The 25,276-nt window shown below is 45.6% G+C and carries 19 protein-coding genes and 1 pseudogene; 6 read left to right on the top strand and 14 right to left on the bottom strand.

All coding sequences use genetic code 11. The features are described from left to right. The 3 genes and pseudogenes from JOC37_RS03300 to JOC37_RS03290 all read left to right on the top strand — a co-directional run. Positions 1-488: pseudogene (locus JOC37_RS03300) on the top strand (hypothetical protein); the annotation flags it as partial. Positions 489-548: 60 nt separating this feature from the next. Beyond that, the gene (locus JOC37_RS03295) at positions 549-2,525 is read left to right on the top strand and encodes a TPR domain-containing glycosyltransferase (RefSeq protein WP_204616029.1); all 1,977 of its coding nucleotides are present in this window, start codon (positions 549-551) and stop codon (positions 2,523-2,525) included. Between the two features lies 1 nt (position 2,526). Continuing rightward, positions 2,527-3,690, top strand: coding sequence for a glycosyltransferase (locus tag JOC37_RS03290; protein ID WP_204616027.1), 1,164 nt, complete (start codon positions 2,527-2,529; stop codon positions 3,688-3,690). A gap of 82 nt (positions 3,691-3,772) precedes the next feature. Here the strand turns inward: JOC37_RS03290 and JOC37_RS13570 are convergent, their stop codons facing one another. Further along, positions 3,773-6,157, bottom strand: coding sequence for a glycosyltransferase (locus JOC37_RS13570; protein WP_204616026.1), 2,385 nt, complete (start codon positions 6,155-6,157; stop codon positions 3,773-3,775). After that, positions 6,154-8,145, bottom strand: coding sequence for a glycosyltransferase family 2 protein (locus tag JOC37_RS03280; RefSeq protein ID WP_204616024.1), 1,992 nt, complete (start codon positions 8,143-8,145; stop codon positions 6,154-6,156). Before JOC37_RS03280 ends, JOC37_RS13570 begins: the two co-directional genes overlap by 4 nt. A 143-nt stretch (positions 8,146-8,288) precedes the next feature. Here JOC37_RS03280 and JOC37_RS03275 point away from each other — a divergent pair, with 143 nt between their 5' ends. Then, positions 8,289-8,744: a hypothetical protein gene (locus JOC37_RS03275; RefSeq protein WP_204616022.1), complete on the top strand. Its 456-nt coding sequence runs from the start codon at positions 8,289-8,291 to the stop codon at positions 8,742-8,744. 36 nt (positions 8,745-8,780) lie between these two features. Here JOC37_RS03275 and JOC37_RS03270 read toward each other — a convergent pair whose 3' ends face one another. Further along, positions 8,781-10,334 (bottom strand): glycosyltransferase, encoded by a 1,554-nt coding sequence (locus tag JOC37_RS03270; protein WP_204616020.1) that lies wholly within the window; start codon positions 10,332-10,334, stop codon positions 8,781-8,783. A 154-nt stretch (positions 10,335-10,488) separates the two neighbouring features. Here JOC37_RS03270 and JOC37_RS03265 point away from each other — a divergent pair, with 154 nt between their 5' ends. Further along, positions 10,489-11,358, top strand: coding sequence for a glycosyltransferase family protein (locus JOC37_RS03265; protein WP_338017331.1), 870 nt, complete (start codon positions 10,489-10,491; stop codon positions 11,356-11,358). Positions 11,359-11,366: 8 nt separating this feature from the next. Here JOC37_RS03265 and JOC37_RS03260 read toward each other — a convergent pair whose 3' ends face one another. The 4 genes from JOC37_RS03260 to JOC37_RS03245 form a co-directional block, all read right to left on the bottom strand. Continuing rightward, entirely contained in the window at positions 11,367-12,701 is a 1,335-nt protein-coding gene (locus JOC37_RS03260) for a glycosyltransferase (protein WP_204616018.1), read from the bottom strand. 221 nt (positions 12,702-12,922) lie between these two features. Next, positions 12,923-13,309 (bottom strand): glycosyltransferase family protein, encoded by a 387-nt coding sequence (locus JOC37_RS03255; RefSeq protein ID WP_204616017.1) that lies wholly within the window; start codon positions 13,307-13,309, stop codon positions 12,923-12,925. A gap of 31 nt (positions 13,310-13,340) precedes the next feature. After that, complete coding sequence (locus JOC37_RS03250; RefSeq protein WP_204616015.1) at positions 13,341-15,743, bottom strand: glycosyltransferase; 2,403 nt, start codon at positions 15,741-15,743, stop codon at positions 13,341-13,343. Next, positions 15,740-17,746, bottom strand: a complete 2,007-nt coding sequence (locus tag JOC37_RS03245; RefSeq protein WP_204616013.1) for a TPR domain-containing glycosyltransferase — start codon at positions 17,744-17,746, stop codon at positions 15,740-15,742. Before JOC37_RS03245 ends, JOC37_RS03250 begins: the two co-directional genes overlap by 4 nt. A 173-nt stretch (positions 17,747-17,919) precedes the next feature. Here JOC37_RS03245 and JOC37_RS03240 point away from each other — a divergent pair, with 173 nt between their 5' ends. Continuing rightward, the gene (locus tag JOC37_RS03240) at positions 17,920-18,345 is read left to right on the top strand and encodes a hypothetical protein (protein WP_204616012.1); all 426 of its coding nucleotides are present in this window, start codon (positions 17,920-17,922) and stop codon (positions 18,343-18,345) included. 19 nt (positions 18,346-18,364) lie between these two features. Here the strand turns inward: JOC37_RS03240 and JOC37_RS03235 are convergent, their stop codons facing one another. The 7 genes from JOC37_RS03235 to nifV form a co-directional block, all read right to left on the bottom strand. Further along, positions 18,365-19,024: a DUF6385 domain-containing protein gene (locus tag JOC37_RS03235; RefSeq protein WP_204616010.1), complete on the bottom strand. Its 660-nt coding sequence runs from the start codon at positions 19,022-19,024 to the stop codon at positions 18,365-18,367. A 155-nt stretch (positions 19,025-19,179) separates the two neighbouring features. Further along, complete coding sequence (locus tag JOC37_RS03230; RefSeq protein ID WP_204616008.1) at positions 19,180-20,031, bottom strand: DNRLRE domain-containing protein; 852 nt, start codon at positions 20,029-20,031, stop codon at positions 19,180-19,182. A 162-nt stretch (positions 20,032-20,193) separates the two neighbouring features. Then, the gene (locus tag JOC37_RS03225) at positions 20,194-20,913 is read right to left on the bottom strand and encodes a hypothetical protein (protein ID WP_204616001.1); all 720 of its coding nucleotides are present in this window, start codon (positions 20,911-20,913) and stop codon (positions 20,194-20,196) included. A 213-nt stretch (positions 20,914-21,126) separates the two neighbouring features. Further along, entirely contained in the window at positions 21,127-22,128 is a 1,002-nt protein-coding gene (locus JOC37_RS03220; RefSeq protein WP_204616043.1) for an isocitrate dehydrogenase (NAD(+)), read from the bottom strand. Positions 22,129-22,140: 12 nt separating this feature from the next. Next, a complete protein-coding gene (locus JOC37_RS03215; protein ID WP_204616041.1) occupies positions 22,141-22,644 on the bottom strand; it encodes a 3-isopropylmalate dehydratase small subunit in 504 nt (167 codons plus the stop codon). A 39-nt stretch (positions 22,645-22,683) separates the two neighbouring features. Then, positions 22,684-23,934, bottom strand: a complete 1,251-nt coding sequence (locus JOC37_RS03210) for a 3-isopropylmalate dehydratase large subunit (RefSeq protein ID WP_204615999.1) — start codon at positions 23,932-23,934, stop codon at positions 22,684-22,686. Between the two features lies 1 nt (position 23,935). Next, positions 23,936-25,102: a homocitrate synthase gene (gene nifV / locus JOC37_RS03205; protein WP_204615997.1), complete on the bottom strand. Its 1,167-nt coding sequence runs from the start codon at positions 25,100-25,102 to the stop codon at positions 23,936-23,938. Positions 25,103-25,276 lie beyond the last annotated feature (174 nt).

The raw sequence follows: 25,276 nt of genomic DNA, 5'->3' as shown, positions 1-25,276 counted from the left end.
AAACCTTCGGCTTAGAAGAAATCAAATCTGAAGTTTCCGCCATCCAAGGCGCTGTCTTCAATCCTTCCTTCGGTCTGGAAGAAATTAAATCCGAAATTAACCAGCTGCTGGCTTTCCGCGGCCCAAGCGCCAATTTAACCACCGGACCGTTTTTCAAAGATAATAACGAGCAAAACATTACCTTTAAAGCTCTCAATGATACCTTATCACCCCAGAGCGTAACTTTTGCCATCTTTGATTTGGATTCCTGTCCAAAGGAGCTAATTACCGAAGCAGCATTACTTGATATTCCCTCCTGCTGCGCTTCTTCCATTCAGGTGGGAATTGGCTCTGAAGAGAAGGAAATAGAAATCAGAGCTCAATTGAGCACTGTCCTGGGAATTTTAGTTTACGCGGGAATTCAATCGGGTCAGGGATCAATTCAAAGGGAATTTAAATCCGGGGAGTGGCTGCCGGCATCAACATTCTGCGGCAGTACCAGCCCTTGATGCAGCAAGGGCCGGCGATACAGCTGCCGGCCCCAGATAACATTTTTCGGGAGGCCGAATATGATTTCATTGTGCATGATCGTTAAAAACGAAGAACACTGCTTGAAAAGATGCCTGAACAGCGTAAAAGACTGCGTGGATGAAATTATCATTGTGGATACCGGTTCCAATGACAATACCGTAAACATAGCAAAGCAGTTCGGCGCTAAAGTATTTCACTACCGGTGGAATGACGACTTTGCAGCGGCGCGTAATTTCAGCATTTCCAACGCCAGCGGTGACTGGATTTTTTATTTAGATGCCGACGAAGAGCTGGAACCCCACTGCAGCCAGCGTTTTCGGACGCTGGCCAACAATCCCGGTGTGGAAGGTTATTACTTTGTAATCAACAATCTAAATGACGGCAATACTTCATTAAGACATATCAACGTGCGCATGTTTAGAAACAAACCGGAATACCGCTTTGAAGGCAGACTGCACGAGCAAATATTAAATACCATTTTAGCCGCCAACGAAAAAAATGTAGTTACAAATTCGGGTATCAGTATTTTCCACTACGGTTACCTGGCCTCTGAATACGCTGCTAAAAACAAAGGTGAGAGAAATTACCGCATTATTAAAAAAATGCTGGCCGAACATCCCGATGACCCCTTTCATCTTTACAATATGGGCAACTGCTTAATTAACCTTAACGATTTGACAGGGGCCACCCTTCACTACGGTAAAGCCTTAAAAAATATTAATTTAAAAGCAACCTACGCCCCCAGTGTGTTTATAGCCTACATAAGCTGTCTCTTACAGCTGGGTAATTGGTTTGAAGCGGCAAGGCTTATTGAAATATGTAAAACATTATACCCAGATTATGTGGATATTCACTTTTTAGAGGGAGAATTTTATACCCGGTTAGGTCACCTGGAAAGGGGCAAACTTTGTTATCAGCAGTGCCTGCGCCTGGGAGAAAAGTACACCGGTAGGTATACTACCAGAACAGGAAGCGGCAGTTTCTCTCCCTTATTCCAGCTGGCGCAAATATATAAAAAGCAGGGAAAACTGGAAAAGGCAATTGAATATCAAATTCAGGGGCTGAAACTTAAAAATGATGATCTAAGAAATTACATTACGCTGGCTCAATTACTGAAAACACATCTTAAAGACAAAGAGCAGCTGCTCAATACTTTAAGTGAAACGGTAAAACAAGGGGATAAAACAGAGAAAAAACTGCTGTTAGCCCGGCTGCTAAATGCAGTTGAAGAGTACAATTTGTCTCTCAAATTGTTAAACCAGCTCTCCGATAAACTGGAGGATGTATGCTATCTTAAAGGTTTGGCTTTAATAAAATTAGGCCGCTGCAGCGAAGCTATCCAAGTATTAAAGCAAATCAATAATCGTGCCGGCACAAATCAAACTGCCCGGCAGGAATTAATTTTCGCCCACTGGTTTTCTACTCCTGCTGCAGACGCCTCTATGTACATTCAACCAAGCGAATTTCAAGACCGTGATTTATACCAAACCTTTAAATATATCAATAATATTTTATTCAATCGGCCTTCTTCCGGCGGTAAAGTTTCTCTTCACTCACACCATTTCAGGCAGATAATCGATAAAATCCTTTCCTATAAACAACCGGGACTAATCTTAAAGATCCTTAACCTGTGCGGAACAGCCGCACCAATGGATATGATTAAGTATTTAATCACCTGGCCGGTAACAGGTGAAAGAATAGAACTGCTGGCCAAACTGGCCCTGCAGGAAATAAAAAAGGGCTGTCATAAAGCAGATTATTACTATGTTTTAGCATGGTATTTTTCTTACCATCACGAACTAAATACTGCCCACCATATGCTTAACAAAGCCTTAACTGCCCACCCGGAATCAAAACCCTACCGCAAATTATTAAAGGATATTTACCTGCAGCAAACGTTAAAAATTGTTCTTGAGGCATTAAAACTCTACCCCGGCAGTGAAGAGTTAAATAAATATTTAATTGCCATCCAAAAAGAAAGGATCAACAGCATCAGTTTAAAGGGGGTACACTGATTTGCCCTGCTCTATCAGCCTGTGTATCATTGCTAAAGATGAAGAAAAGCAAATTGCCCGCTGTATCAACAGCGCTAAACCATTTGTAGATCAAATTGTGGTGGTGGATACCGGTTCCACCGATAAAACGGTGGACATTGCCAAAGAACTGGGAGCAGAAGTATATAAAATTACCTGGCAGGATGACTTCAGCCAGGCCAGAAATATATCACTGGAATATGCCACCGGTGACTGGATACTCTTTTTGGATTGTGACGAAGAACTGGACTCCGCAACAGCACCGACCCTTAAAAAACTGGTAAACGACGATAACTATGATGCCTACTGGCTGCAGTTTATTAACATTTTTAACAACCGGCCCAGCACCAGCTTTTTAGCCTTTAGATTATTTAGAAATAATCCCCTCTTCCGCTTTGAATGCAGAATTCATGAACAGATACTGCCCTCGGTACTGCGCCATATTTCCCCTGCCAGAATCGGGCTGGCCGATGTTACGGTATACCACTATGGTTATGAAAAAAACACGATTGAATCTAAAAACAAAATAGAACGCAACATAAGGCTTCTGGAAAAAGCACGGCAGGAATACGGTAATTCAGGGTTTATTGCCTTTTATTTAGGGGTTGAACAGCAAAGAATGGGCAATTATCAAAAAGCCCTGGAATATTACACAGAGTCCCTGGACAAAAGTTCATTGGATGCAAACTATGTACCGGCAATGCTCAGGGCCATGGCCTATTGTTTTATAAGCCTCGGCCGGTATCAAGAGGGGTTAAGTTTACTTAACCGCTACCTGCCGGTTTATCCCGACTATACAGATTTGATGTATTTAAAAGGTTTATTATACTTTGAGCTGGGAAAATACCACCGAGCTTTGGACTGTATGAATAAATGCATTGCCATGGGCCCACCACCCCAGCGGTATTTTTCTGTTTGCGGTATAGCAGATGAAAAACCGCAAAAATTTATCCATATTCTTACCCGGAACCTAATTTATTACAGTGCAATCTTAATTAAAAAAGGTTTAACCTCACAGGCCTTTCCGGTATTAGATACCGTCTTTACCCAACTTCAGAAAACACCGGATGAGGATTTATACATCAACCTGGTAGAAGTAATGCTTTTGCTGACTAAACAGGCAGCAGATGGTTTACCATGCCGCTAGAAGCAGCACACCGGGTAATGAAAAGCCCCGGCATTTGCCGGGGCTTTTCATTACCTGTTGGTGCCATTTATGGCATGAATATCTAGCCTTTAAAAAAGGGAGCAATAGCCTGCAGATGAGCATTGTTGGGGTTATGCTCCACTGCCTCAGCGTAAATACCGCCCAAAATTTGGAACATGGTAGAGCTGATCAGCGGGTACTGACTTAAATCATTTAATTTCTTCATTTTGTCAAGGGCTGCCTGCCACAGTTCCAGGCTTTCCATCAGGCAGCCGCTCTTGGCGGTCTCAACGGCGGCAGTGCACAAATGCCGGCAGCTGTCCAGCCCGTTGTCCCTTAAATACGGCAGTACCCTGCCCGGACCGAAATTCATTATTATACACCTGGTCAGAGAAGGAACGGCACGGCAAACTGCCTCTGGATAACCGGCAGCAATTTTATAATTATTTAAACAGCTGGTTATCTGACCCTGTTTTAAATATACCTCGGCCAAACCGCAGCGGGGCAGGTAAGTACCAACACCGGAATGAACGGTATACTTTTCCCAGGCCGCCTCTCCCATTTGAATACACCGGTTGTAACACTGCGCGGCCTGCTGTAAATATCCCAAATTTAAACTGCAGCAGCCCTGCAGGTAGATTATATCGGTATAATCAGGGTATAAATCCCGGGCTCTTTCACAAAGCACCAATGCTTCGTCAAATCTTTTCAGCTTCAGCAGGCAGTAAATGGCATAATACCAGCAATCGGCCGGAGCATCAAAACCGGTAATTTTTATCGCCCGGTTAAAGTGGCCAAAGGCAGCTTTATACCTTTCCACTTTCAAAAATTCATATCCCATGGTTTTATAAAACAGAGCATTTTTGCCAATTTTCGCAAAGTCGGCGGTAATTAACGCCGCATTTCTTTTAAAATCCACCTTTCTAAATTCTGATTTAAAACCGGTGCTGTAATGAAATACTGTCACGGGCAAACAGCCAATACCGGCAGCCCCGTATTTTTTTTGTACCGATTGTTCGATATCCTCCACCAGGGATGAACTGTAAAAAAAATCTTTTTCATTGCTGATAATTCTGCAGTTAGCCCGGTCCTGGTATACCAGTTGATTATTGGGGTTATAAAATGTTCGCAGTCTAACATAATGCGCCTTTGCCCTCGATTGATTCAATCCTCCCACCAGCCCAGGAATATCCTGCCGGTTTAGTTCTTCATTGCCATTAATAAACAGTACCCAGTCACCGGCAGCCTGCTGCAGGGCAAAGTTTCTTAATTTGGCCAGGCTGTTTTCCAATTTCAACCTGTATATTTTAGCCCCCATTTGGTAGGCTGTGGCCAGGGTATGGTCACTACACCCCGGGGTAACAAGAATAACGCTGTCCGCCAGCTCTCCCACACTTTGAATACAGCGGGCAATATTTTTTTCTTCACCCCGGGCCAGAATACAAACGGTAATCTGAAATCTTTTGCTTTTCCAAACCTGGAAAGGCTTTATCCAATCCAGTATTTCTTCCGGTGCCCGGCCAAAAATTTTCCCCTCCACCGGGTATTTAAAATTATCGGCGGAAACCTTTTTTGCTTTCTCTATCCCGCCGGCGGCTAAAGAGTAACGACCGCAGCGAATATGGCAGGCAGCCTCCAAAAGGTACAGGTCGCTGTAACGGGGAAACAGGCTTTGAAAGTAACGCAGTTGTTCCAGGGCATCCCGATATCTTCCCAGTTCAATTAAACAGACCACCGTTTTATTGGCCAGCACCGGTGCATAACCGCAGTTAATGGGGCTTTTCTTTAAAGAGGCCATGAATTTTTCCAGTGCCAACTGAAACTGTCCCTGCCGCACATACTCAATGCCCAGGTTATAAAAGAAAAAGCCGTCCTCCCGGCCGGTTTTGCTCTGTTCTTCCAGCAGCATGATATTTCTTTGTATTTTGGCATTAATGTTCACCTGTTCCGGATTATAACCGTGGTGTATTAAGGTAAAGTTAATACTGCCAATCCTGTTTCTGCCCGAGTGAGCAATAATAGAATATGAAATTTGTTCATGTATTTGGCCTTCAAAGCTAAACCGGGGCAAATTTCTAAACAGCCTGATAGAGTGAAAGGTTACTTCATGGCCCTGCCCGAGGATGTTTTTAACATTGATAAAATATGCATCGTAGTCCTCTGTCTGCACGGCTGCACGTAAAATCCCCCCGCTCCCTGGCTCCACTTCTTCGTCGCAATCCATGTATAAAATCCACTCTCCCGCGGCTTTTTCCAAGGAGTAATTACGGGCAGCGCTGAAATCATTGTTCCAGGCAAAATTCCATACCTCGGCCCCTAATTCCCGGGCAATTTCCGGGGTTTGATCGCTGGAGCCGGTATCTACCACCACCACTTGATCAACATAAGGAAGAGCACTGGTAATGCACCGGGCTATTGAACCGGCCTCATTTTTAGCTATAATGCATAAGCTGATAGTATTTTTCACAGCAGTTCCTCCCTTCCCGGCAGTTTGGCATTAAATGCAGCCATTGATAATAGGTGATGCTTAGCTTGGTGATACCGGGGGTATTTTCCGACCATTTTCCTTAGGCTCCGCTGAAAGTAACTGGTTACGCTTTTTAATAAGCCCAGATAATTGGCAGCATCATTTTTTTGTTTTATGCACCCCTGCCGAATAAAATAAATACCTTCTAAATATTTTTCCTGTTCAATACAGGTTTGGCCATACAAACGGTAACCTTTGGCAGATCGGCAGCCCTGTTTAAGAGCTAAAGCCAGCAGTTTTTCTGCCCATTGATAATTTTGGGCGGCAAGGAATTTTTTACTTAATTCATAACATATACCGGCAAACTGGCTGCTGTTTAAACAATTACTTAAAACGGCAATGGTTTTTTGGCTGTCAAAATGAATTAACCGGTAGATAAAGTCGATACCAGCCGGGCAAAATATATTTTTAACATTAGTTATTCCCCGGCCTGTAAAAATATCTATTACCGGTTTACAGCACTCTACAAAAGAGGGATATTTTTTTCCCGCTTCTCTCATATAGCCATTCAAACCATCCAGATCTTTACTTAAACAGCAGCATAAGCAGCCCAATACCTGGGCCCGGCCATACTCCGGGCTGGTGTTTGGTATGCCGGAAATAAATTCCTGCGCTTCGGCCCACCTTTTAAGATGCACAGCCGATTGGGCGGCTATCAGCAATATCTCCGGCTTGGTCTCCCCGGGTAACAGGTTAATTTTTTTTAAAACCAGTTCATACAGCCCGGCATTAAAAATAAGTTTGATTAATTCCGCTAAGCCCAAACCGGGCAGGTTAACCAGTAGATACCGGTATACTTCTTCCCCGTCATCAAATCGCTGTTTAGCCATATTGGCCAATCTCAATGCCGAGCAGCGGGACAATGCCCCGGCTTTAACGGCCTGTGCTTGATGAGCCAGCGCCTGATCCCATTTCCCCGTTTGATAAAAAATATCCGCCAGCTGTTCGTGGCTGAGAAAACTCTCCACCCCTTTGGTAGTAATATAATGCGGGTTAGTTCTGGTGAATTTTAAGCAGGTTTTAAAGTAATTTTCAGCCTGCTCATACAGCTTTAAAGAAGCATGTATCTGCCCCAGCAGGTAATAAAGGTCGGGGTAATCAGGAAAGAAAGACAAACCTTCATCAATTAACTTAACCGCATTTTCATATTCAGCCAGGTCGTAAAGACAAACGGCAAAATTGCGGTACAGGGCCGGCAAATAGCCGGCGGACCTTTGAACGTACTTTTTGGCTAACAAATAATGGGTTTTTGCTTTCTCCAGCCGGCCGGATACATAATAACTCACTGCCAGGTTGTAATGACTGAAGTGATCCTGCGGATTTTGGGCCAAAACTTTCTCCAGTATCTCAATATTGCGCCGGGTTTTCTGCTGCCGGCGGGGGTTATCGGTACAATACCCATGGTGCAGGATTGACAAACCGGAATGTACAATTTGGGCCGCCGGGTTCTCCCTTAAGATACTTGACTTTATCTGTTCATGCACGGCACCTTCAAACCTGTAGTTTGGTTTGTTCCTAAACATTCTCAAGTTAATGCCGATCTGCTGGGGTGAATTTTTATCACTGGCGGTGTAATTGATGATGCTGAAAGTATATCCTTCTACCCGCTTGTTTTCTGCCAACCGGCGTATTTTTTCACCGGTTTCCGGTGTTATCTCCTCGTCGGCATCCAGGTACAGAATCCATTCCCCCCGGGCATGTTTCTTGCTTTCATTTCTGGCTTTGCTGAAATCATTTTCCCAGCGTCCAAAATAAACTTTGGCTCCCATTTCCCGGGCCAATAGGGGAGTCCAATCAGTGGAACCGGTATCCAAAACCAGTATTTCATTTACATAATCTTTGACACTGCTTAAGCAGCGCACGATATTTTTTTCTTCATTTTTTACTATCATACACAGGCTGATCAGGGGACTGTGAACGGCACCCAAAACAACTCACCCCAAATATTGATTACTATTTATGCTATGCAAAACAAATTTTTTAGTTGCCGCCAAAAAAATAGTATAAAATGTAACACCTGTAATTATGTGGAGTATAATACAATAAGTTTTAATAAAGGAGGTTATTACTAATGGCTATAAGAAAAATCTGTGTGCAGGAAATTACAACCCTCAATCAAACCGATTCCTTTACAGTTACCTGCACCACCCCGGCCCATACGCCGGTAGATTCGGCCCATCCCCCGGAGTGCAACGTGGCACTGTTTAATGTGGCCTTTACGACAAACCCGTTTCCAACCATATCCTTTTCTTACTGTACCCAGTTAAAATACGCTTACATGGAACAGGGTACAACATTCGAATCTTTCTGCAACATTAACAACCAATCCCGGTCCATAACCTTCGATTCTGACGTCAACCTCTGCGGCTGCGACGAAGCCTTTACCATGACCTATTCCGCCACCTGTAACCCAAACGCCATTACCACCACTGCCACCAGTGTTTCCGGGCCGGTAACCTTTAGCTTTACACTAAATAACCTATGCGCCCAAACAATCATCTGTATCGACGATACCACCTGTCCGTAAACATAAGTACGGGCGCGATTTACATCGCGCCTTTAATTACTCTTCCCATTTAATCAACCGGGGGTTGGGATCCAAAATGGATTGGTACTGCTGGATAATACCATGTTTACCCCCGGGATCCAGCCGCATATATCTTTGATACTTATCAACCCGGTCTTTTACATCCGCCCAGCCAAAATGTTTAATCCTTAACCGGCTCAGCGCACCGGGTAATTCAATAATATTGGCCGGCAGGCGCCCGCAGTGCAGGGATGTTTCTTTCCACAGGTAGTTAAAATTGGGCTGGTATCTAATTAAAAAAGGGCGGTAAAACTTGTGAGCCTGCCAATAGGTATCTTCCCGGTAATGGTGGGCATCCCAAAAGTCATACAACCGAAAAGCAAAATAATCATAATAGGGCTGGTTAATCAGCAGCCTTATTTCGTTTTTAACCCTGTCTTCAAAGATTTCATCGGCATCCAAGCACAATATCCAATCGGGCCCGGTACTGACCGTCAGCTCCCACTGCTGTTTGCGCAGCTGTATTTCATTGTCAAAACCCGGTGTTTTATTTGATACCAGTGTCAGGGGAATATCTTTTAATATTTCCCTGCATACCGCCGCTGTATCGTCTTCACTGGCATCGTCTAAAATTACCGCTTCATCAATATATTCCGCCGCGTGTTTCAGTACCTGGGGCAGGTACCTACCGGCCTCATTTCTGACCAGCATGGAAAGAGTGAGCTTATTGTTTTCCGACTTTGTCCTGCTGCGCAGTGATGCGCCGCCGGTATTAAACAGCCTTTTCCGGCACCAGTTTTTATAACCGGCAACCCCTTCCAGTTCCGATTCCCTGTAAATGTGATAGGCAGGGTAGTGGGTATCAACGTATAATTTAAAACCCAGGGCGGATGCCCTGATGCAAAAATGCCTGTCTTCTCCCCAAAAACTGAGGTTTTTGATCTCTTTATAACTAACCCCCGCCTGTAAGGCCTTTTTGCTTATCAGAGTACAGGCCCCCAGGCCTCCCACTTCATACACGCCGGGAATTTTCAAGCAGTTTAAATAACCATTTATCCTGCTGTTTATCTCTTCCTGGGTCAGCTGCTGGTTTCTATGTTTATGGTACAGATTATATTGATCCGTTACCCACACCTGGGGCAGCGGAGGCAGTTCAGGGTTCCATTTGGTCCAAAAAATTTCGGAAATAATATCCCTGCCGGTAGAGATAAGGTGTACAAGGGTGCGGGGATGAAGTACCAGGTCCGAGTCAATTAAAAACAAAAAGTCATAATTTTTTTCCCGGGCATAACTAATAATTCTATCTTTGTAATCCGCCACTTTCCATATGAGGGTTTCTTTCCATTGATGCTTTTTTTCATCGCAGGTGTAGGTGTCTGTTTTATCCCCTTCAATAATGTGCACCCGGGAGCGGGGGGGATTAAAGTTTTTCAGCAGTTCCTCTGATTTTTCCAGTTCATTGTCATTAACAAACATAAAGTCTACGGTTATACCGGCAGTATCAAGCTCAAGCAGCGATTGAAGAAACTCAGACAGTATTCCCGGCTTTTGACGCACGGCACTGCCTGCTAATACCTTATAATCTGCCAAATTATTCCCTCCTTAAAATCCCCAGTTAGAAATTTATTCTTTGGCCTATGTTATGTGTAAAACAACCATATTGTTAATAACGAATTTATTCTGCCGTACATATAATGAGAAAATAAGGAGGCAGCAGGATAACATTTTTCAAAATAGATAGAAGGTGATCCCTATCAATAATGCGGCCCATACCCTACCCTTTTTAATTAGAAATGAAAGCGATATGACCATGGCCGATATGTGTTTTACAAGTTTAGCCAACAGCAGTCCCAAGGCTCTGGTTATTTTATTCAACCAGGGCTGTTTATCCAATGAAGAATTAAAAGGTTATTTAAAAAAATTTAACCTCAATGTGCACATCTTAGGCAGCGGAAATAATATCGGCATTGCACCGGCCAGAACGGCCTGTTTCCACTATATTTGGAACCGGCACCCAGATGTTCAATATATTTCTGAAATCCATGTAGATATGATTTTCCCCAACGGGTGGGTTGAAAAGTTAGTTGATTTTTTACATACCCACCGGGAGGAACCGATGGTCTGCCCGGCCATATTAACCTCCCGGGGAGAACTGCACCCGGAGGCCAGGCAAAAAACTTCGATTTCAAATGTACCGCTGAATGACATTGAAAAAATGAATAAATTGCTGCCCACCCTTACCTTTGATGCGGTAATGGAGGGGTTCGTACACCCGGTTCTGCACAGGTCGGAAATATTAAAGGCGGTGGGCGGGTACGATACGCGTTTTTTAAAAGCAAAGCAGGGATATGAAGACGACAGTCTGCTGCTGGGATACAGGTATTATGTGGGACTGAAACATAATTGGAAGCCCAAATGCTGTATGAAGGTCAGGGTATATCACGCCACGCTGGCCCAAAGGACAGCGCTGCCTGACAGGCATGAATCCTTTGATAAAAATTTACGGGGATTAATATACCAGTACGGTGTGAAAGGCTTAATGGAACTCAGTGCCATATATCAAGACAACATGCATTTCAAGCAGTTAACGGAACAACTGCTAAAACAGCTTTAGCAGGGGCGTTAATAACGCCCTTTATGTATATACACGTCATCGGCCAGTAAAAGTTTATAACCGGCCCGTTTAATACGCCGGCAGTAATCGCTGACCGCATCCTGGACGGCAGGTAAACCCGCATTTAAGACCCCAATAATTTCTTTCACTTTATTCTTCAATAGGATGCACCCTTCCCCCAGTGAATCTGTTTCACTGGCTTTCTGCCAATTACTAATGCGCCTGGTGTGGGCAAAACTCTCCAGTCCGGACAGGGTATTTATTCCCTCCACTTGTTCATCAGCCGGGCCCACCGCCAGTACATCCGGGTTGTTTTCCAAATGGTATATTAAATGGGTGAGCCAGCCCGGAAACACGGTGGCCTCCGGCCTCAGCAAACATATATACCTGCCCCTGGCCACAGAGATACCTAAATTACAAGCAGCGGCATAATTAAAATCACTGCTGTCAACGCGAAAAACCCGGGTGTTCTTTTTACCGGCCAAAGTTTTGATGGTATCATTTCCGGAACCGTTATCTATAATAATTATTTCATGGTCCTCCGGGGTACAGCGCTGGATACTTTCCAGGCAGCCGGCCGGCCCCGGTTGGCAGGACACAACAATAATGGAGGTCAGTTCTTTGGATGGAGAAAGGGGTATGCAGGGCATCGCTCTAATTACAAATCCTTTCGCCTGCAGTTCATTTATATCATCCGCAGTAAGGTTTTGAGGCAGTATTTTATTTTCCGGAACCGGTTCCGGTATGTGGGAGTCTTTTATATAATCTATGGTTTCCGGGGTCATATTAACCGAAACAAGCATCCTTTTAATATCACCGGCGCTGAAAAACCTTATTTGTTCCGGCCGGTAAAGCCAGCTGCCCTTTGTGACCAGTTGATTGATAATATTAATATTTCTTACGTTGCTGACATTTAAAACCAGGCATCCCCCGGAACGGATAAATTTTTTCATATGTAATAATGTATCCCGGGGGGTTAACAGTTTTTCCAGTACATTATTGAGGATGATACAATCAAAGTATCCGGTGGGAAATTTTAGTTCCATGTTTTCAATATTACCCACCAGCAGGTAATCAAATTTATTTAATGACCGTGCGGCAAACATGGGATCCAGCTCAATACCCACCACTTCTCTCCGCTTATCCTGCTCCTTTAATATCCCGGCCAAATCTCCCTGGCTGCAGCCGGCAGTTAATATTTTTTTTGCTTTTTCCGGTACTAGGCGCGTTATTTCTAAATAATGCCGCTGGGAACAGCTTACCGCTTTGGTAAAATAAAAATTCTTTTTTTCTCGCCGGCTGTCATTCCATTTAACCAGCTGAATACCATTTTCATTAAACAAGTCTTTGTGTACCGGTTCATTTAAATTTAATTTATACTTCTGCCTGCCGCCGGCATACAGGTAGCGGTAATTTTTTATACAAACATCTATTTTCCGCCCTTTGCCCCGCAGGTTAACCGGAAGATTATAAGCATAGATGCTTTTATCACCGGCAGCGGCCGGCAGATGCTCTCCCCTGGATGTAAGCAGCCGGGGAACCCATATGTCCCCGAGGGTTTTGTCTATCCGGTAGTATTCCGGGTCATTCCAAAAAATAGCACCCGCAGGTAAAAAAAAGAGTACACCGGGTCCCTGGGGTCCAGTTTGGACAGCCCCTCCCTAAGGGTTTCCGCCCCGCCTTCTTCCAGCACCTCATCACCATTTAAAAACAAAAACCAATCTGCTTTCTCTTCCGCCATCCAGTGCTCCGGTTCCTTATCATTTTCTCCCCCATATACACAGTAACGCGCTGTATTAAATTGCTTACAAATTTCTGCCGTATGGTGGTGGTACCTGGGGTCAATAACTAAAATCCGCCGGCATAGTTTAGATGTTTCTCTCAAACATTTGGCAATCCATCGCCGCTCAGAGTTTATTTTTATAAAACCCAGGATTTTCACTTCATCCATTAATTTTCATCCCTCCCATGCGCTGCCGAAATTATGCTGAAAAAATTTTTTGCTTTAATGCGGATAAAACCGGGGATAAACCGGCGGTTTCTATTCCCCGGCTGCAGTGCCTGCCGGCCAGCCCCAGCTGTAAACCGGCCAGCTGAAGAAACTGCTGCGGCTGCGGCCGCTGTTTTAAAAATTCCAGGCATTTAATTATAAAAACCTGCGCCGCATCATATTGTTCCAGCCTGACAAAGGCGTCGGCCAGCAAAAAACTTTCCCTGAAACAGGTGGGCATGTTTTTAGCTTTAATTTTTTCCAAGCACCCGGCGGCACCGTACTTATTAACTAAAACTCTGCAGTAAGGTAGAATTACCGAACCCAGTCCCTCTTTTTTATCAATATAGCCGGCCAGCAGTGTTTCTGCCTGCTCCGGTAAATTCATTTTTTCCAGGCAGCCGGCCAGGGCGGCGGCAGTGCGAAATGTCCCGATGCCGTGGGGAAAAGTATAACGATACCAGGGAGGATCCCCCATGGCCAGGGCGGTTTCCCATGTTTTCCGGGCCTGCTGCAGCAGGTTTTGCTGAAACTCCATCACGCCCTGCAGATACCAAAGACCGGTAAAATCGGGGAAAAGCCGCTGTCCCCTCTGCAGCACTTCCAATCCCTGCCGGTACTGTTTTAATTCCAAATGACACACCGCAGCTTTAAAGTACAGATCAGATAAAGCCTCACCATCCTTTAACCGGTCCAGCGCTTTATTATACTGCTCCAGGGCACCCCTGTAATCGCCCTGCTGGAAAAGCTCCGTTCCCAGGGCATAAAGGGTATAGGCACCGGGGTGTTCCTGCAGTTGGAAATTAAGTATCGTTATATTCCTGCGGTTTTTCCTGGCCACCACCGGCTTCTGCAAATATCCCCGGTGATCAATATGAATTTCTGCCGGTAAAATGCTGTCCGCTCCGCAGTGAGTGATTATTGATTGAGCAATTTCCTCGTGCAGGCGGCCCTGAAATTTAAATTCCGGTTTATTTCTAAATAACCGGCACACGGCATCAATAACATAGTCATCGTCATCAGCGGGGCTAAAATAATTTACCACTTTCAAATAAAACCCCTGGCAGTTTTGTGCCCCGGCAACGGTTTCACGCAGCAGAGAGTGCTCTTCAATCCTCAATTCTTCATCGGCATCCAGCACCAAAATCCAGCGGCCGGTGGCCAGGCTTAAAGAAAAGTTTCTGGCGGCAGAAAAATTACCATCCCAGGGAAAGTCATACACCAGAGCCCCGTATGACCGGGCCACCCGGGCGGTATTATCCACCGAACCGGTATCCACAATGATAATTTCATCAACCAGGTTATGTACACTGTTTAAGCACCGGGCCAAATTTTTCTCTTCGTTGCACACAATCATACACAGGCTGATACCGGAAGGGGCAGTCTTCTTTTTACTGTCAGCGGCAATTAAAGCCTTGATCTGCCTAATGGCATTTTGAGCCTTATAAGAACCGACACCATTCTCCGATACATAGCATGACGGCGGTTCTCCCAATTCCAAGCACTTCTGGTACAGCTGCAGCGCTTCCGGGTACATGGCTTTACGGTAATAAAGTACAGCCTTCAAAAACCACAAATCAGTATAATCGGGGTATAAATCCAGATATTTATCTATAGACTCCAATGCCGCCCGGTATTCATTTAACAAAATCAAGGTTTGAATTTTTTTCTTGCCCAGCAGGTGGTTGTAACTGATTTCAGGGGGAGTAAGGGATTCCGCCTGCCGGAAGTAATGAAGCGCTTTTTCCAATTCACCTATTCTAATGTACTCGCTGCCCAGGTTGTATAAGAGGAAACCGTCAATCTCTCCTTTATCATACTGCTTTTGTAAAATGGTGAGGTTCCTTTTAATTTTATCCTGCCGGTTAACAAGTTTACCCTGGTAGCCGTAATGTTTTATTTTTATGTCCAGATTAGCCATCCGGGCACCGGGATTGTTTGCAAATATCGATTGTATAATCTGCTCATGAATGGCCCCTTTAAACCGATGCCGGGGGTGATTTCTAAACAGCCGCAGAGCCGGCTGCCTGACAATGCTGCCATCGTCATTGACATTTATAATCTGCAGAAAGTAACCGTCAAACCGGCTGTCCCCGAGGTTTCTCAAATACTGCCGGTTACCCGGCAGCACTTCCTCGTCGGCATCCAAAAATAATATCCAATCGCCGCCGGCATGTTCCAAGCCGGTATTGCGGGCCCGGCTAAAATTATCCCGCCATGGTTCCTCAATTACCCTGGCTCCAAAGCCTTTAGCAATTTCCACCGTACTGTCGGTGGAACCGGTATCAACAATGACTATTTCATCAACGTAATCCCTGATACTGTTCAAACACCTGGCCAGGTTGTGCTGTTCATTTTTTACTATCATGCATAAACTTACTGCTCCTTTTTTCAATGCTCTCCCCTCGCACTGTCAAATTCCAATTGACATTCCTTTACTTTATTAAACGCCTCCTTTAATGCCCGGTTATCCGGGAAACAGGCCAGTGCCCGGAGCAGTGTTTCACAGCTCTGCTGCAGCGAAATTTGTACCAGCTTTTCATAATACTGCAGCCTGTGGGGCTCCAATTTAACAGCCTGGTGCAAAAATTGCTCCGCTTCCCACAAAACTTGACGCTCATAGCAGATACACCCCAGCATATAGTACATATCCGGATGGCTGATGCCCTTTTCCAGTGCCTGAAGCAGATATTCAAAGGCCTCCATGGGGTGACCACCGTTAAACAAAGCCCTGCCCAGGCGGCAGCATATTTCCCCCTCGCTTTGCTCACCCAGCAGAGCGGCCGCAGACCTGGCCAGGGATATATTGTTAGATTTTAATAATTTTACCAGCAGCATTTCCAATGCTGCGGCGTCCAGATCACCGGCCGGCCGCTCATCATCATCATAAACAACCTTTTGGTTAAAGGTCCTTAACACTTTATACAGCGGGTAATCCACATCTTTTATCCGCTCTATTAACCAGGCAGCATTCTTCGCCGGAGTTACGGCCCAACTGCAAACACAGCTTTCCAGTACCGCTTCCTTAAAAAGCGGGCTGCCAGGGGCAATTTCCAAAAACTGCGCTTTGGCCTCTTCCCACCGCCCCAGCTGTACCAGGCATTTGGCCTTTAAAACGGTAACCTGGTCAGTTTTTACTTCTCCCCGGGCAATAAATTCATTCAGATAAATCAAACACCCCTGGTAATCGGCCACCGAATACAACAAATCCGCCAATCGTATTAACTGCACCGAGCTGTTTACTTTAATGTGTTTCTGAATATAAGCTCTCACCTGCAGCGGGTCTTTAAGCACCTTCTTCAGCGCACTCCCCAATTCTATTAACGTATCCTGCTGCCCCGGGCAGGCCTGGTAGGCCTTTTGATAATAACTCACCGCCAGCCGGTACTGCCCGCATTTTTCCATTAACTGTCCCAATTTACGCAGCGGTAAGTAACTGCCAACTCCCGCGGTGGATACATATGCCGCCGGTGCTTCACCCAGTTCCAGGCACTTTAAATAAGCATCCTGGGCTCTGGTGAGCTGGGTTGTTTTTTCCAATGACTGGCCCTTCAGGTAGTAAAGGTCCGTATAGGCCGGGAAGTGCTGGATGCCCTCTTCCGCAATATCCAGCGCCTGCCGGGGCTGATTATTTCTTAACAGGCAAATGGCATAGTTCCGGTATACGGTGGGGGCGTAGCCGGCCTTTAAATCCAGGCTTTCCAGCACCTTTTGAAACTCAGCCAGTGATGCTTCCAGGTCATCTCTTTCAAATAGGGCAACAGCCAGGTTGTAGCGTAAAAAATTATCCTGCGGGTTTTCAGCCACCTGTTTTTGCAGAATATCCAAATTCCGGCCGGTTTTGTTCTTTTCTTTAATAGCGTTGGGCCTGTAACCATGGTGAAAAATTTGAATACCGGCGCTGAGCAGCTTGGCTGACGGTTTGCTGGCTAAAATGGAAGGAATTATTTGCTCGTGAACGGCTCCCTGAAAACGATAAGCGGGATTATTCCTGAACAGCCGCAGGTTAGAATGCCTCAGCAGCTGGCCGCCGGGCTGATCGGAAGTGGAATTGATAATATTGAAGTAATATCCCTCCACCCCCGATCGGCTTAATAAACTGTAAAAATGCTCCCTGTCATCTACCATCAATTCTTCATCCGCATCCAGGTATATAATCCAATCGCCGGTGGCCTGTTCAAGGGAATAGTTCCTGGCAGCACTGAAATCGTTAACCCACCGGAAATTAAATACCCGGGCCTTAAATCGCCTGGCTATTTCCGGGGTGCCGTCGGTTGAACCGGTATCCACCACAATAATTTCATCTACTAAATTCTCTACACTGCTTAAACAGCGGGCTAAATTTTCTGCCTCATTTTTTACAATCATACAAAGACTGACGGTATAATTTGCACTCATATTCATCCTCCCCGTAACATCCCTGCGGTTATCATATGCTGCAGCAAAATTACATGTTATTAATTAACCGGCGGGAAAAGCCAAAACAGGTTGTTGTTTTAGTAACAACACATTTATGGTGGGAATAAAATAAAGTCAAAATAATTACCGGGATCACCGGGGGATGATAAGCCTTGAAATATACCAAAATTGTTGCCGAGGTTGTATCAGAAATAAAAAGACAATTAAATATGCAGATAAGCTGCTATCCCTGCTGCCGGCCGGCTGCTGCCGGGGAAAAATGCCATGTAATACTGGATAACTTCAAGCTGGTACGGCACAGAAAGAGGGCCAAAATTTATTTCAATTACTATATATCTGTGGAATACCGGTTTAAAAAAGGCTATGACTACTGCCATACCTCCGGCTGCCAAGAAATAGAAGTGCCCCCTGACATCCGGTTGTGCCCCTGCAGCCACACATTAACCTACACCACAGCCTGTAAAGATTTGATGGTGATAAATCAAAGAAAAATTCAATTATCAATAACCATTAATTTTACAATTTTGACCTGCCGGCCCCAAATTATTACTGTCAGGCAGCAGATAACAAGGGAGTAAAGCATACTCCCTTGTTTAATTAGCTGGTTTGTGTTTGAAAAAATATATCCAAGGTGGTTTGCTGCCCGGCAGTGGTAGCCTTGTAAGCAAGGCGGGTATAACGCATAAAGGTTTTAGCCACAAAAGTATCGGTGGCCCCGGCACTAATGGTTCTGGCAGTTACATCTGTAAAGAAGGTGTTTTGATCAGCGCTGACGTCCAGCCTTACATCGGCAGAATTAGTACCCTTATTATAAACAAAGAAGGTATATACCTGCTGGGTAGCTGTATCTACATAACTGAGGGGGGTAAAAGAGTCACCGGTTTGTACATTGGTGAAATTAGCTTCGCTAAAATCCGGGGTGGTAATTGCGGTAATCGGTTCAGAAATACTGGCTATTTCCAGACGCCCGTCAGCATCGGTTTTAATTACCACGTTGTTGCTGCCGTCATTACCGTAAATGAGGATCGAGTCTGAAGCTTCGCTCAAGTCACGAATATCCAGGTCAGTGGCAGTAACGGTTACGGAGTCCGAAATGCTGCGGATTTCCAACCGTCCCTCATTATCCGCCCTCACTGCAACGTTGTCGGTTCCGTCATTGGCAAAAATTTGAATAGAATCAGAGACTTCGGTCAAACTGCGAATATCCAGATCGGTGGCCGTAACAGTTATAGAATCTGAAATGCTGCGAATTTCCAATCTGCCATCGGAGTCTGTAGCAACAGCCTTTTTTCAGAACCAAAAACCTTCGCCCTTAAACTATCGGGATCAAAATTAAAAACCGCGTTGTTGGGCATCTTAAAATCACTCCTTAATTTTTTAAATTAACATATGTTGCCAACTGAAAAAATGTGCTAAACTTTCCTCCCCTGCAGCCAAATCTTTATTTTTCCCATACCGGTTTCTCCCGCTGCCAGGTAAAATTTAACCCTGCTGAAACGGGTAAAATAGCGGTTTACAAAAATACCGGCCTGGTCGGGGGACAATTCATATTCCGGTTCTTCATCTATAAAAACACTGCCGTCCGGACTGTTCTGCAGCTTAATTAACACCTTTTCCGTGCCCACATTTTTTATCACCAAACTAAAAGCGGAGTAACACCACACCTCATGCACAGCACTGAATTTTTCATCCCTGCTCACTGTATATTCCTGAACAATGTTATTGGTTTGACAGGCTGAACAATGTGCTTTTCCGACTTTAACTGTTAAAACGGGGTGCAAAGAACTGTCTATACCGTCGGCACTGCAGAACACCGCTGCCCCCATTGTGCAGTGCCCCGGCAGCAGCGCCAGGCCGTTGTTCTTTATTTTCTCTGTATGCCAGTATTTCACTATTTTTGTAACATCTGCAGTAACAGGATGCCGGTATGAGCTGATTTTAACCCCCTGCCCCACTCCCGGTATAAGTTCCGGTTTATTGTTATAAGCTGTTTCACAATCATTAAAAGGCTCGGCCAGCATTTTAATTAACAATGACTTTAGCGGGGTACTTATAAAGGGCGGCTCATCAAAGTGAAGTTTAAGCCGGGCAGATACAACTTTCATCTCCCGGGGCAGGGGGGAAAGATCAAAGTAAATATAAGATATCAATTTACAATATCTACCTGTTCCCACAACCAGTTTGGGTGCGCGGCACAGTGCCAAGCGGGGGGCGGCACTGGCTACAAAGGTATCTTTTTGCGCTTTGATGATAAATTTTTTCATAAAACGTACCCCTCTGTATTTTTATTTAACGGTTTATCAATTAACCAGCTGATATATTTTATGCCCCGCTGCCCCACCGCGTACCATCTTTGGCAAAAAATGGCAAAAATAAATGAATCCTAAATATAAGAACCCCGCTTCTTTCTGCAGGGTTCTTTATCATTATCCAACATTACGATGATAAATCCTCGGCCTTAAAACGGGCCGCTGTAGAGGTCTTACCGGTTCCGGAACCGGCGGTTGGCTTCCCGGTGCCGGTGCCGTTTCCAGCGGCAGTGTTTTTACCGGCTTTGCTTCTGTCTCCGCTTCTTCCTGCCTGGCGGCCTTTTTAGCCCGGTGCTCCTTGACTAAACTGGCTACCCCCACCGAAGCCAAGCCAAGCATTAAAGCACCCCCGCCGGCCAGTAAAACAGCGGACAGAGTACCCATGGACTTTGTTTTCAATACCGTTTCCGGGCGCTGTTCCCATTTTTCATCTTCCAAGCCATCAAAAACTGTTTCCAATTCCTGTTCCCGTTCTTTTTCTTCGTTAAACTGATCAATAACTAAATCCCATTCCCTTTTACCATGGTTTATATACCAGTCCTTATGATCCTTCTGCACGGGCAGGTCTATATCTTCTACCATATGGTCCCCAGGGCAGTTATCTGCAGCTGCCAGGTCATCCAGTACCTTTGATATCTGCCCCAGCATTTTGTAATGGTCGCGGTCTTTTCCTGCCGTACTTCTCATTTCCATACAGCTTTTTTGCCCAGCGGCGGTACTCTTTTCATCGATAACAAGATCATCACCGGCACCGTCAAAATCTAATTCTTCAACATCCAGCTCGCTAAAATCCAGCTCTTCTAAGCCCTCTTGGGCAAATTTCTTGTATTCTTTCACTGCCATCTCCTCCAAACCATTAGCGATTATCACCTCAAAAATCATTAACTTACAACTATATAAAATACCTGTTCTTACAGAATATTTTCCAGGGTGGTTAATAGTGACAAAAACACGTTAAAACAGCATTATAAAATTTATGGAAAAAAAAGAAGAAGCAGTTACCTCTAAGGCAGCTGCTTCTTCTTTAATCTATATTGGGGGAGGTTGTGACTATTTAATATTATTAATAATGGCTTCCGCCATTTCACCGGTTGAGGCTGTACCTCCCAGGTCACCGGTTAAATACTTCCCTTCTTTTAACACCCTTTCCACCGCTGCAGATATTCGTTCTGCTGCCCGGTGTTCTCCCAGGTACTGCAGCATCATTACCCCGGACAGTACAGCAGCCAGGGGGTTGGCCTTATTCTGCCCGGCCAAATCCGGCGCGCTGCCATGAACAGGCTCAAACAGCGCACAACCGTCACCGATATTGGCACCGGGAGCCACACCCAGGCCGCCTATTAAACCGGCACATAAATCAGAAATAATGTCACCGTACAGGTTGGGCATTACCATGACGTCGTAACGGTTAGGATCCTGCACCAGTTTCATGCTCAGGGCATCAACTATTACATCTTCAAATTCTATGCCCGGGTATTCCTCAGCCACCTGCCGGGCAGTTTCTAAAAATAACCCGTCACTTAATTTCATTATGTTGGCTTTGTGCACCACCGTAACTTTTTTCCTGTTATTTTTTACGGCATATTGAAAGGCAAAACGAACAATCCGCTCTGACGCTTCCCGGGTAATGATTTTAATGCTTTCGGCAGCATCCCTGCCCACCATGTGCTCTACCCCGGCATACAAATCTTCGGTATTTTCTCTTACCACCACCAGGTCCACATGGGAATAACGGGTTATTATGCCGGGCAGCGACCGGGCCGGTCTCAGGTTGGCATATAAATTTAGTTCTTTCCGCAGCGTTACATTGACACTGCGAAACCCCTTACCCACCGGGGTTGTTAAAGGACCCTTTAACGCCACTTTATTTTTTTTAATCGATTCTATTACATACCGCGGCAGGGGCGTGCCGTATCGCTCAATCATCGCCGCCCCCGCTTCCACCACTTCCCAGTTTATGTTAACCCCCGAGGCATCTATTACCCTGCGGGCAGCCGTTGTTATTTCCGGGCCAATGCCGTCACCGGGAATCAACGTCACATTATGCAAAATATTACCTCCCAGCTACCCAATATTAAAATCCCCGTACTTTCTAAAATGTGCTGCCAGGCCGCCATCGTTTAATATTTTTATCATTACCGGCGGCAGCGGTTTGGCCTTTATTTCAATACCCCTGGTAATATTTTTAACAATACCCGCCCTTAAATCTATCTCCAGCCGGTCACCGGGGTTTATTTGGTCTGTATCGCACTCCACCACCGGCAGACCGGTGTTAATGGCATTGCGGTAAAAAATCCGGGCAAAGGATTTTGCCAGCACCGCAGATATACCGGCATTTTTTATGGCCAGCGGAGCCTGTTCCCGGGAAGAACCGCAGCCAAAGTTTCTGCCCGCCACTATAAAGTCACCGGAAGTGATTTTAGAGTAAAAATCCGGGTCTAAATCTTCCATTACATGTTTGGCCAGTTCCTTCATATCCAGGGTTTTAAATTTATATTTGCCCGATATAATGTAATCGGTATTGATGTCATCTTGAGTAAATTTATGAGCTTTACCTGAAAGGTTCATCATTTCACCCGCCCTGAAAAATGTTGTTTTACGATTAAATTATACCTCCCTGGGGTCGGCAATCTCCCCGGCCAGGGCGGAAGCCGCCACTGTGGCCGGAGAAGCCAGGTAAATTTGGGCGCTGCTGTTGCCCATGCGGCCCTTGAAGTTCCTGTTGGCGGTGGATATTACATTTTCCCCGTCGGAGGGAATGCCGTTGTGGGTGCCCACGCAGGGGCCGCAGCCCGGGGTAACCACCGCAGCACCGGATTCCACCAGTGTTTGAATAATGCCCTGATTCATGGCTTCAATGTAGATTCTCTTTGACGCAGGAGCTACAATGAGCCTTACTTTAGGATTAATTTTCTTACCCTTAAGGATAGAAGCAGCAATTTTTAAATCTTCCAATCTGCCGTTGGTACAGGTTCCAATCACCGCCTGCTGGATTGGAGTTCCCGCCACGCTGCCAACACTGGTTACATTATCCACCCGGTGGGGCATGGCCACCTGGGGTTCTAAGTTAGAAACATCATATTCCTTGATGTCAGCGTATACCGCATCGGAATCCGGTGCCACCGGGGTAAATTTTTCGTTGGTAAAATTAGCCAGCCACTGCAGTGTTTTTTCATCCGCTTCCATCAGCCCCGCCTTGGCCCCCATTTCAATGGCCATGTTGGCCATGGTCATCCTGCCTTCCACCGACAGTGCCTTTACCGCTTCACCGGTATATTCAGCCGCCTTATAAGTGGCCCCGTCGGCAGTTACATTCCCTATCAGGTAAAGAATCAAGTCTTTGGCATACACCCGGTAAGGCAGTTCACCATGACAAACAAATTTAATCGTTTCCGGCACTTTAAACCACATTTTACCGGAAATCATCGCCCCGGCCAGGTCGGTGGAACCCACCCCGGTGGAAAAGGCGTTTAACGCCCCGTAGGTACAGGTGTGGGAATCCGCTCCCACTACTAATTTTCCCGGTCCCACTTTACCGCTTTCCGGCATCAGCTGGTGACAAACACCTTCACCGATGTCGTATAACTTAATATTTTTTTCCCAGGCAAATTCCCTCATTAGTTTATGCAGTGCCGAAACCCCTTCGTTGGGACTGGGGGCACTGTGATCAATCACCATGGCCACCTTTTCCGGGTTGAAGACCCTTTCACCGCCCATGTCGTTAAAAGCCCGGATGGCCAGCGGAGATGTGCCATCCTGCCCCATTACCAAGTCCACTTCGGCCACCACAATATCCCCGGCCCTGGCAGTTTGACCGCTGTGGCTGGAAAGTATCTTTTCAATGATTGTCTGACCCAATTTAATCCCTCTTTCCGTGATGAATGTAATGCTGACCGTGAGGATAGCCGTAGTAATCTTCGTAAATATACATTAATTCTTTATCGAACAGCACACGTTTTAAAGCCACTGCCGCCGCCCGCACCTTGGGCAGCAGCTCCTCTGCCTGGTGCCGGCTGAGGGTAATTCCGTATTCTGCAAACTTGGCCCGCAGTGCCGCCGTACCGGAATGCTTACCGATCACAATCTGCCGTTCCAAGCCCACTTCTTCCGGCTGGAAGGCCTCATATGTTTTGGGGTTCTTCAGTGCCCCGTCGGCATGAATACCCGATTCGTGAGCAAACATGTTGCTGCCCACAATAGCCTTCCAGGCCGGCAGTTCTCTTCCTGAAGCCCGGGAAACATATTCGGCCACCTCCACAAACATGTCGGTCTTAAAGCCCAAATCAATTTTATAAAGGTGTTTTAACGCCATTACCACTTCCTCCAGGGCAGCGTTACCGGCCCGCTCACCCAAACCCAGCACGGTAACTCCCACGTAATTGGCGCCGGCCTTCACCCCGGCCAAAGCGTTGGCGGTGGCCATACCAAAATCATTGTGGGTGTGCATTTCAATCTCAATATCCACCGCCTCGCGGATCCTGGATATATACTCATAAGTGGTAAAGGGATCCAGTACCCCCACCGTATCGCAGTAACGCAGCCGGTCCGCCCCGGCTTCCTTGGCCGCCTTGGCATACTCTATCAAAAAATTAATATCGCTGCGGGAGGCATCCTCAGCATTTGTGGAAACGTAAAGCCCGTTCTTCTTAGCAAATTCCACCGCCCGAACCATATTCTCAATTACCCATTCCCTGGATTTGCCCAGTTTATATTTTATATGTATGTCAGAGGTGGATATGGAAATGGCCACTGCATCCACCCCGCACTCCAGGGAAGCTTCAATATCCCTAATAACCGGGCGATTCCAGCCCATAATACTGGCCTTTAATCCCGCTGAACAGATAGCTTTAATAGCATCCTGCTCGTCTCCTTCCATTATCGGGATGCCCGCTTCAATTTGATCCACCCCTAGCTCATCCAGCAGCTTAGCAATACGTACCTTTTCCCGGTTGGCAAAAACAACACCGGCGGTCTGCTCACCATCCCGCAGGGTAGTATCCACTATGTAAATTTTCCTTTTTTCCATAAAAAAGCACCTCCCAGTTTAAAATATATTATCACAACCAGCTAATTAATAAAAGTAAACTAGCATTTTTATACTGTATACATTGATATTTTATTATATTCACTTGTTTTGATTAATTAAATGTTAATTATTTGACATGTCTTTTTATTTTACTTTATTACACCTGTACAAATT

The organism is Desulforadius tongensis, assembly GCF_016907915.1.
Classification (GTDB): Bacteria; Bacillota; Desulfotomaculia; order Desulfotomaculales; family Desulfohalotomaculaceae; genus Desulforadius; species Desulforadius tongensis.
This window is presented reverse-complemented; position numbering and strand designations above follow the sequence as displayed.

Excerpts from the sequence above, each read along its gene's own strand:
- JOC37_RS03295 (WP_204616029.1), top strand. The coding sequence starts at position 549 with ATGATTTCATTGTGCATGATCGTTAAAAACGAAGAACACTGCTTGAAA.
- JOC37_RS03275 (WP_204616022.1), top strand. The coding sequence starts at position 8,289 with ATGGCTATAAGAAAAATCTGTGTGCAGGAAATTACAACCCTCAATCAA.
- JOC37_RS03255 (WP_204616017.1), bottom strand. The coding sequence starts at position 13,309 with ATGGATGAAGTGAAAATCCTGGGTTTTATAAAAATAAACTCTGAGCGG.
- JOC37_RS03245 (WP_204616013.1), bottom strand. The coding sequence starts at position 17,746 with ATGAGTGCAAATTATACCGTCAGTCTTTGTATGATTGTAAAAAATGAG.
- JOC37_RS03230 (WP_204616008.1), bottom strand. The coding sequence starts at position 20,031 with ATGAAAAAATTTATCATCAAAGCGCAAAAAGATACCTTTGTAGCCAGT.
- JOC37_RS03215 (WP_204616041.1), bottom strand. The coding sequence starts at position 22,644 with ATGAACCTTTCAGGTAAAGCTCATAAATTTACTCAAGATGACATCAAT.
- nifV (WP_204615997.1), bottom strand. The coding sequence starts at position 25,102 with ATGGAAAAAAGGAAAATTTACATAGTGGATACTACCCTGCGGGATGGT.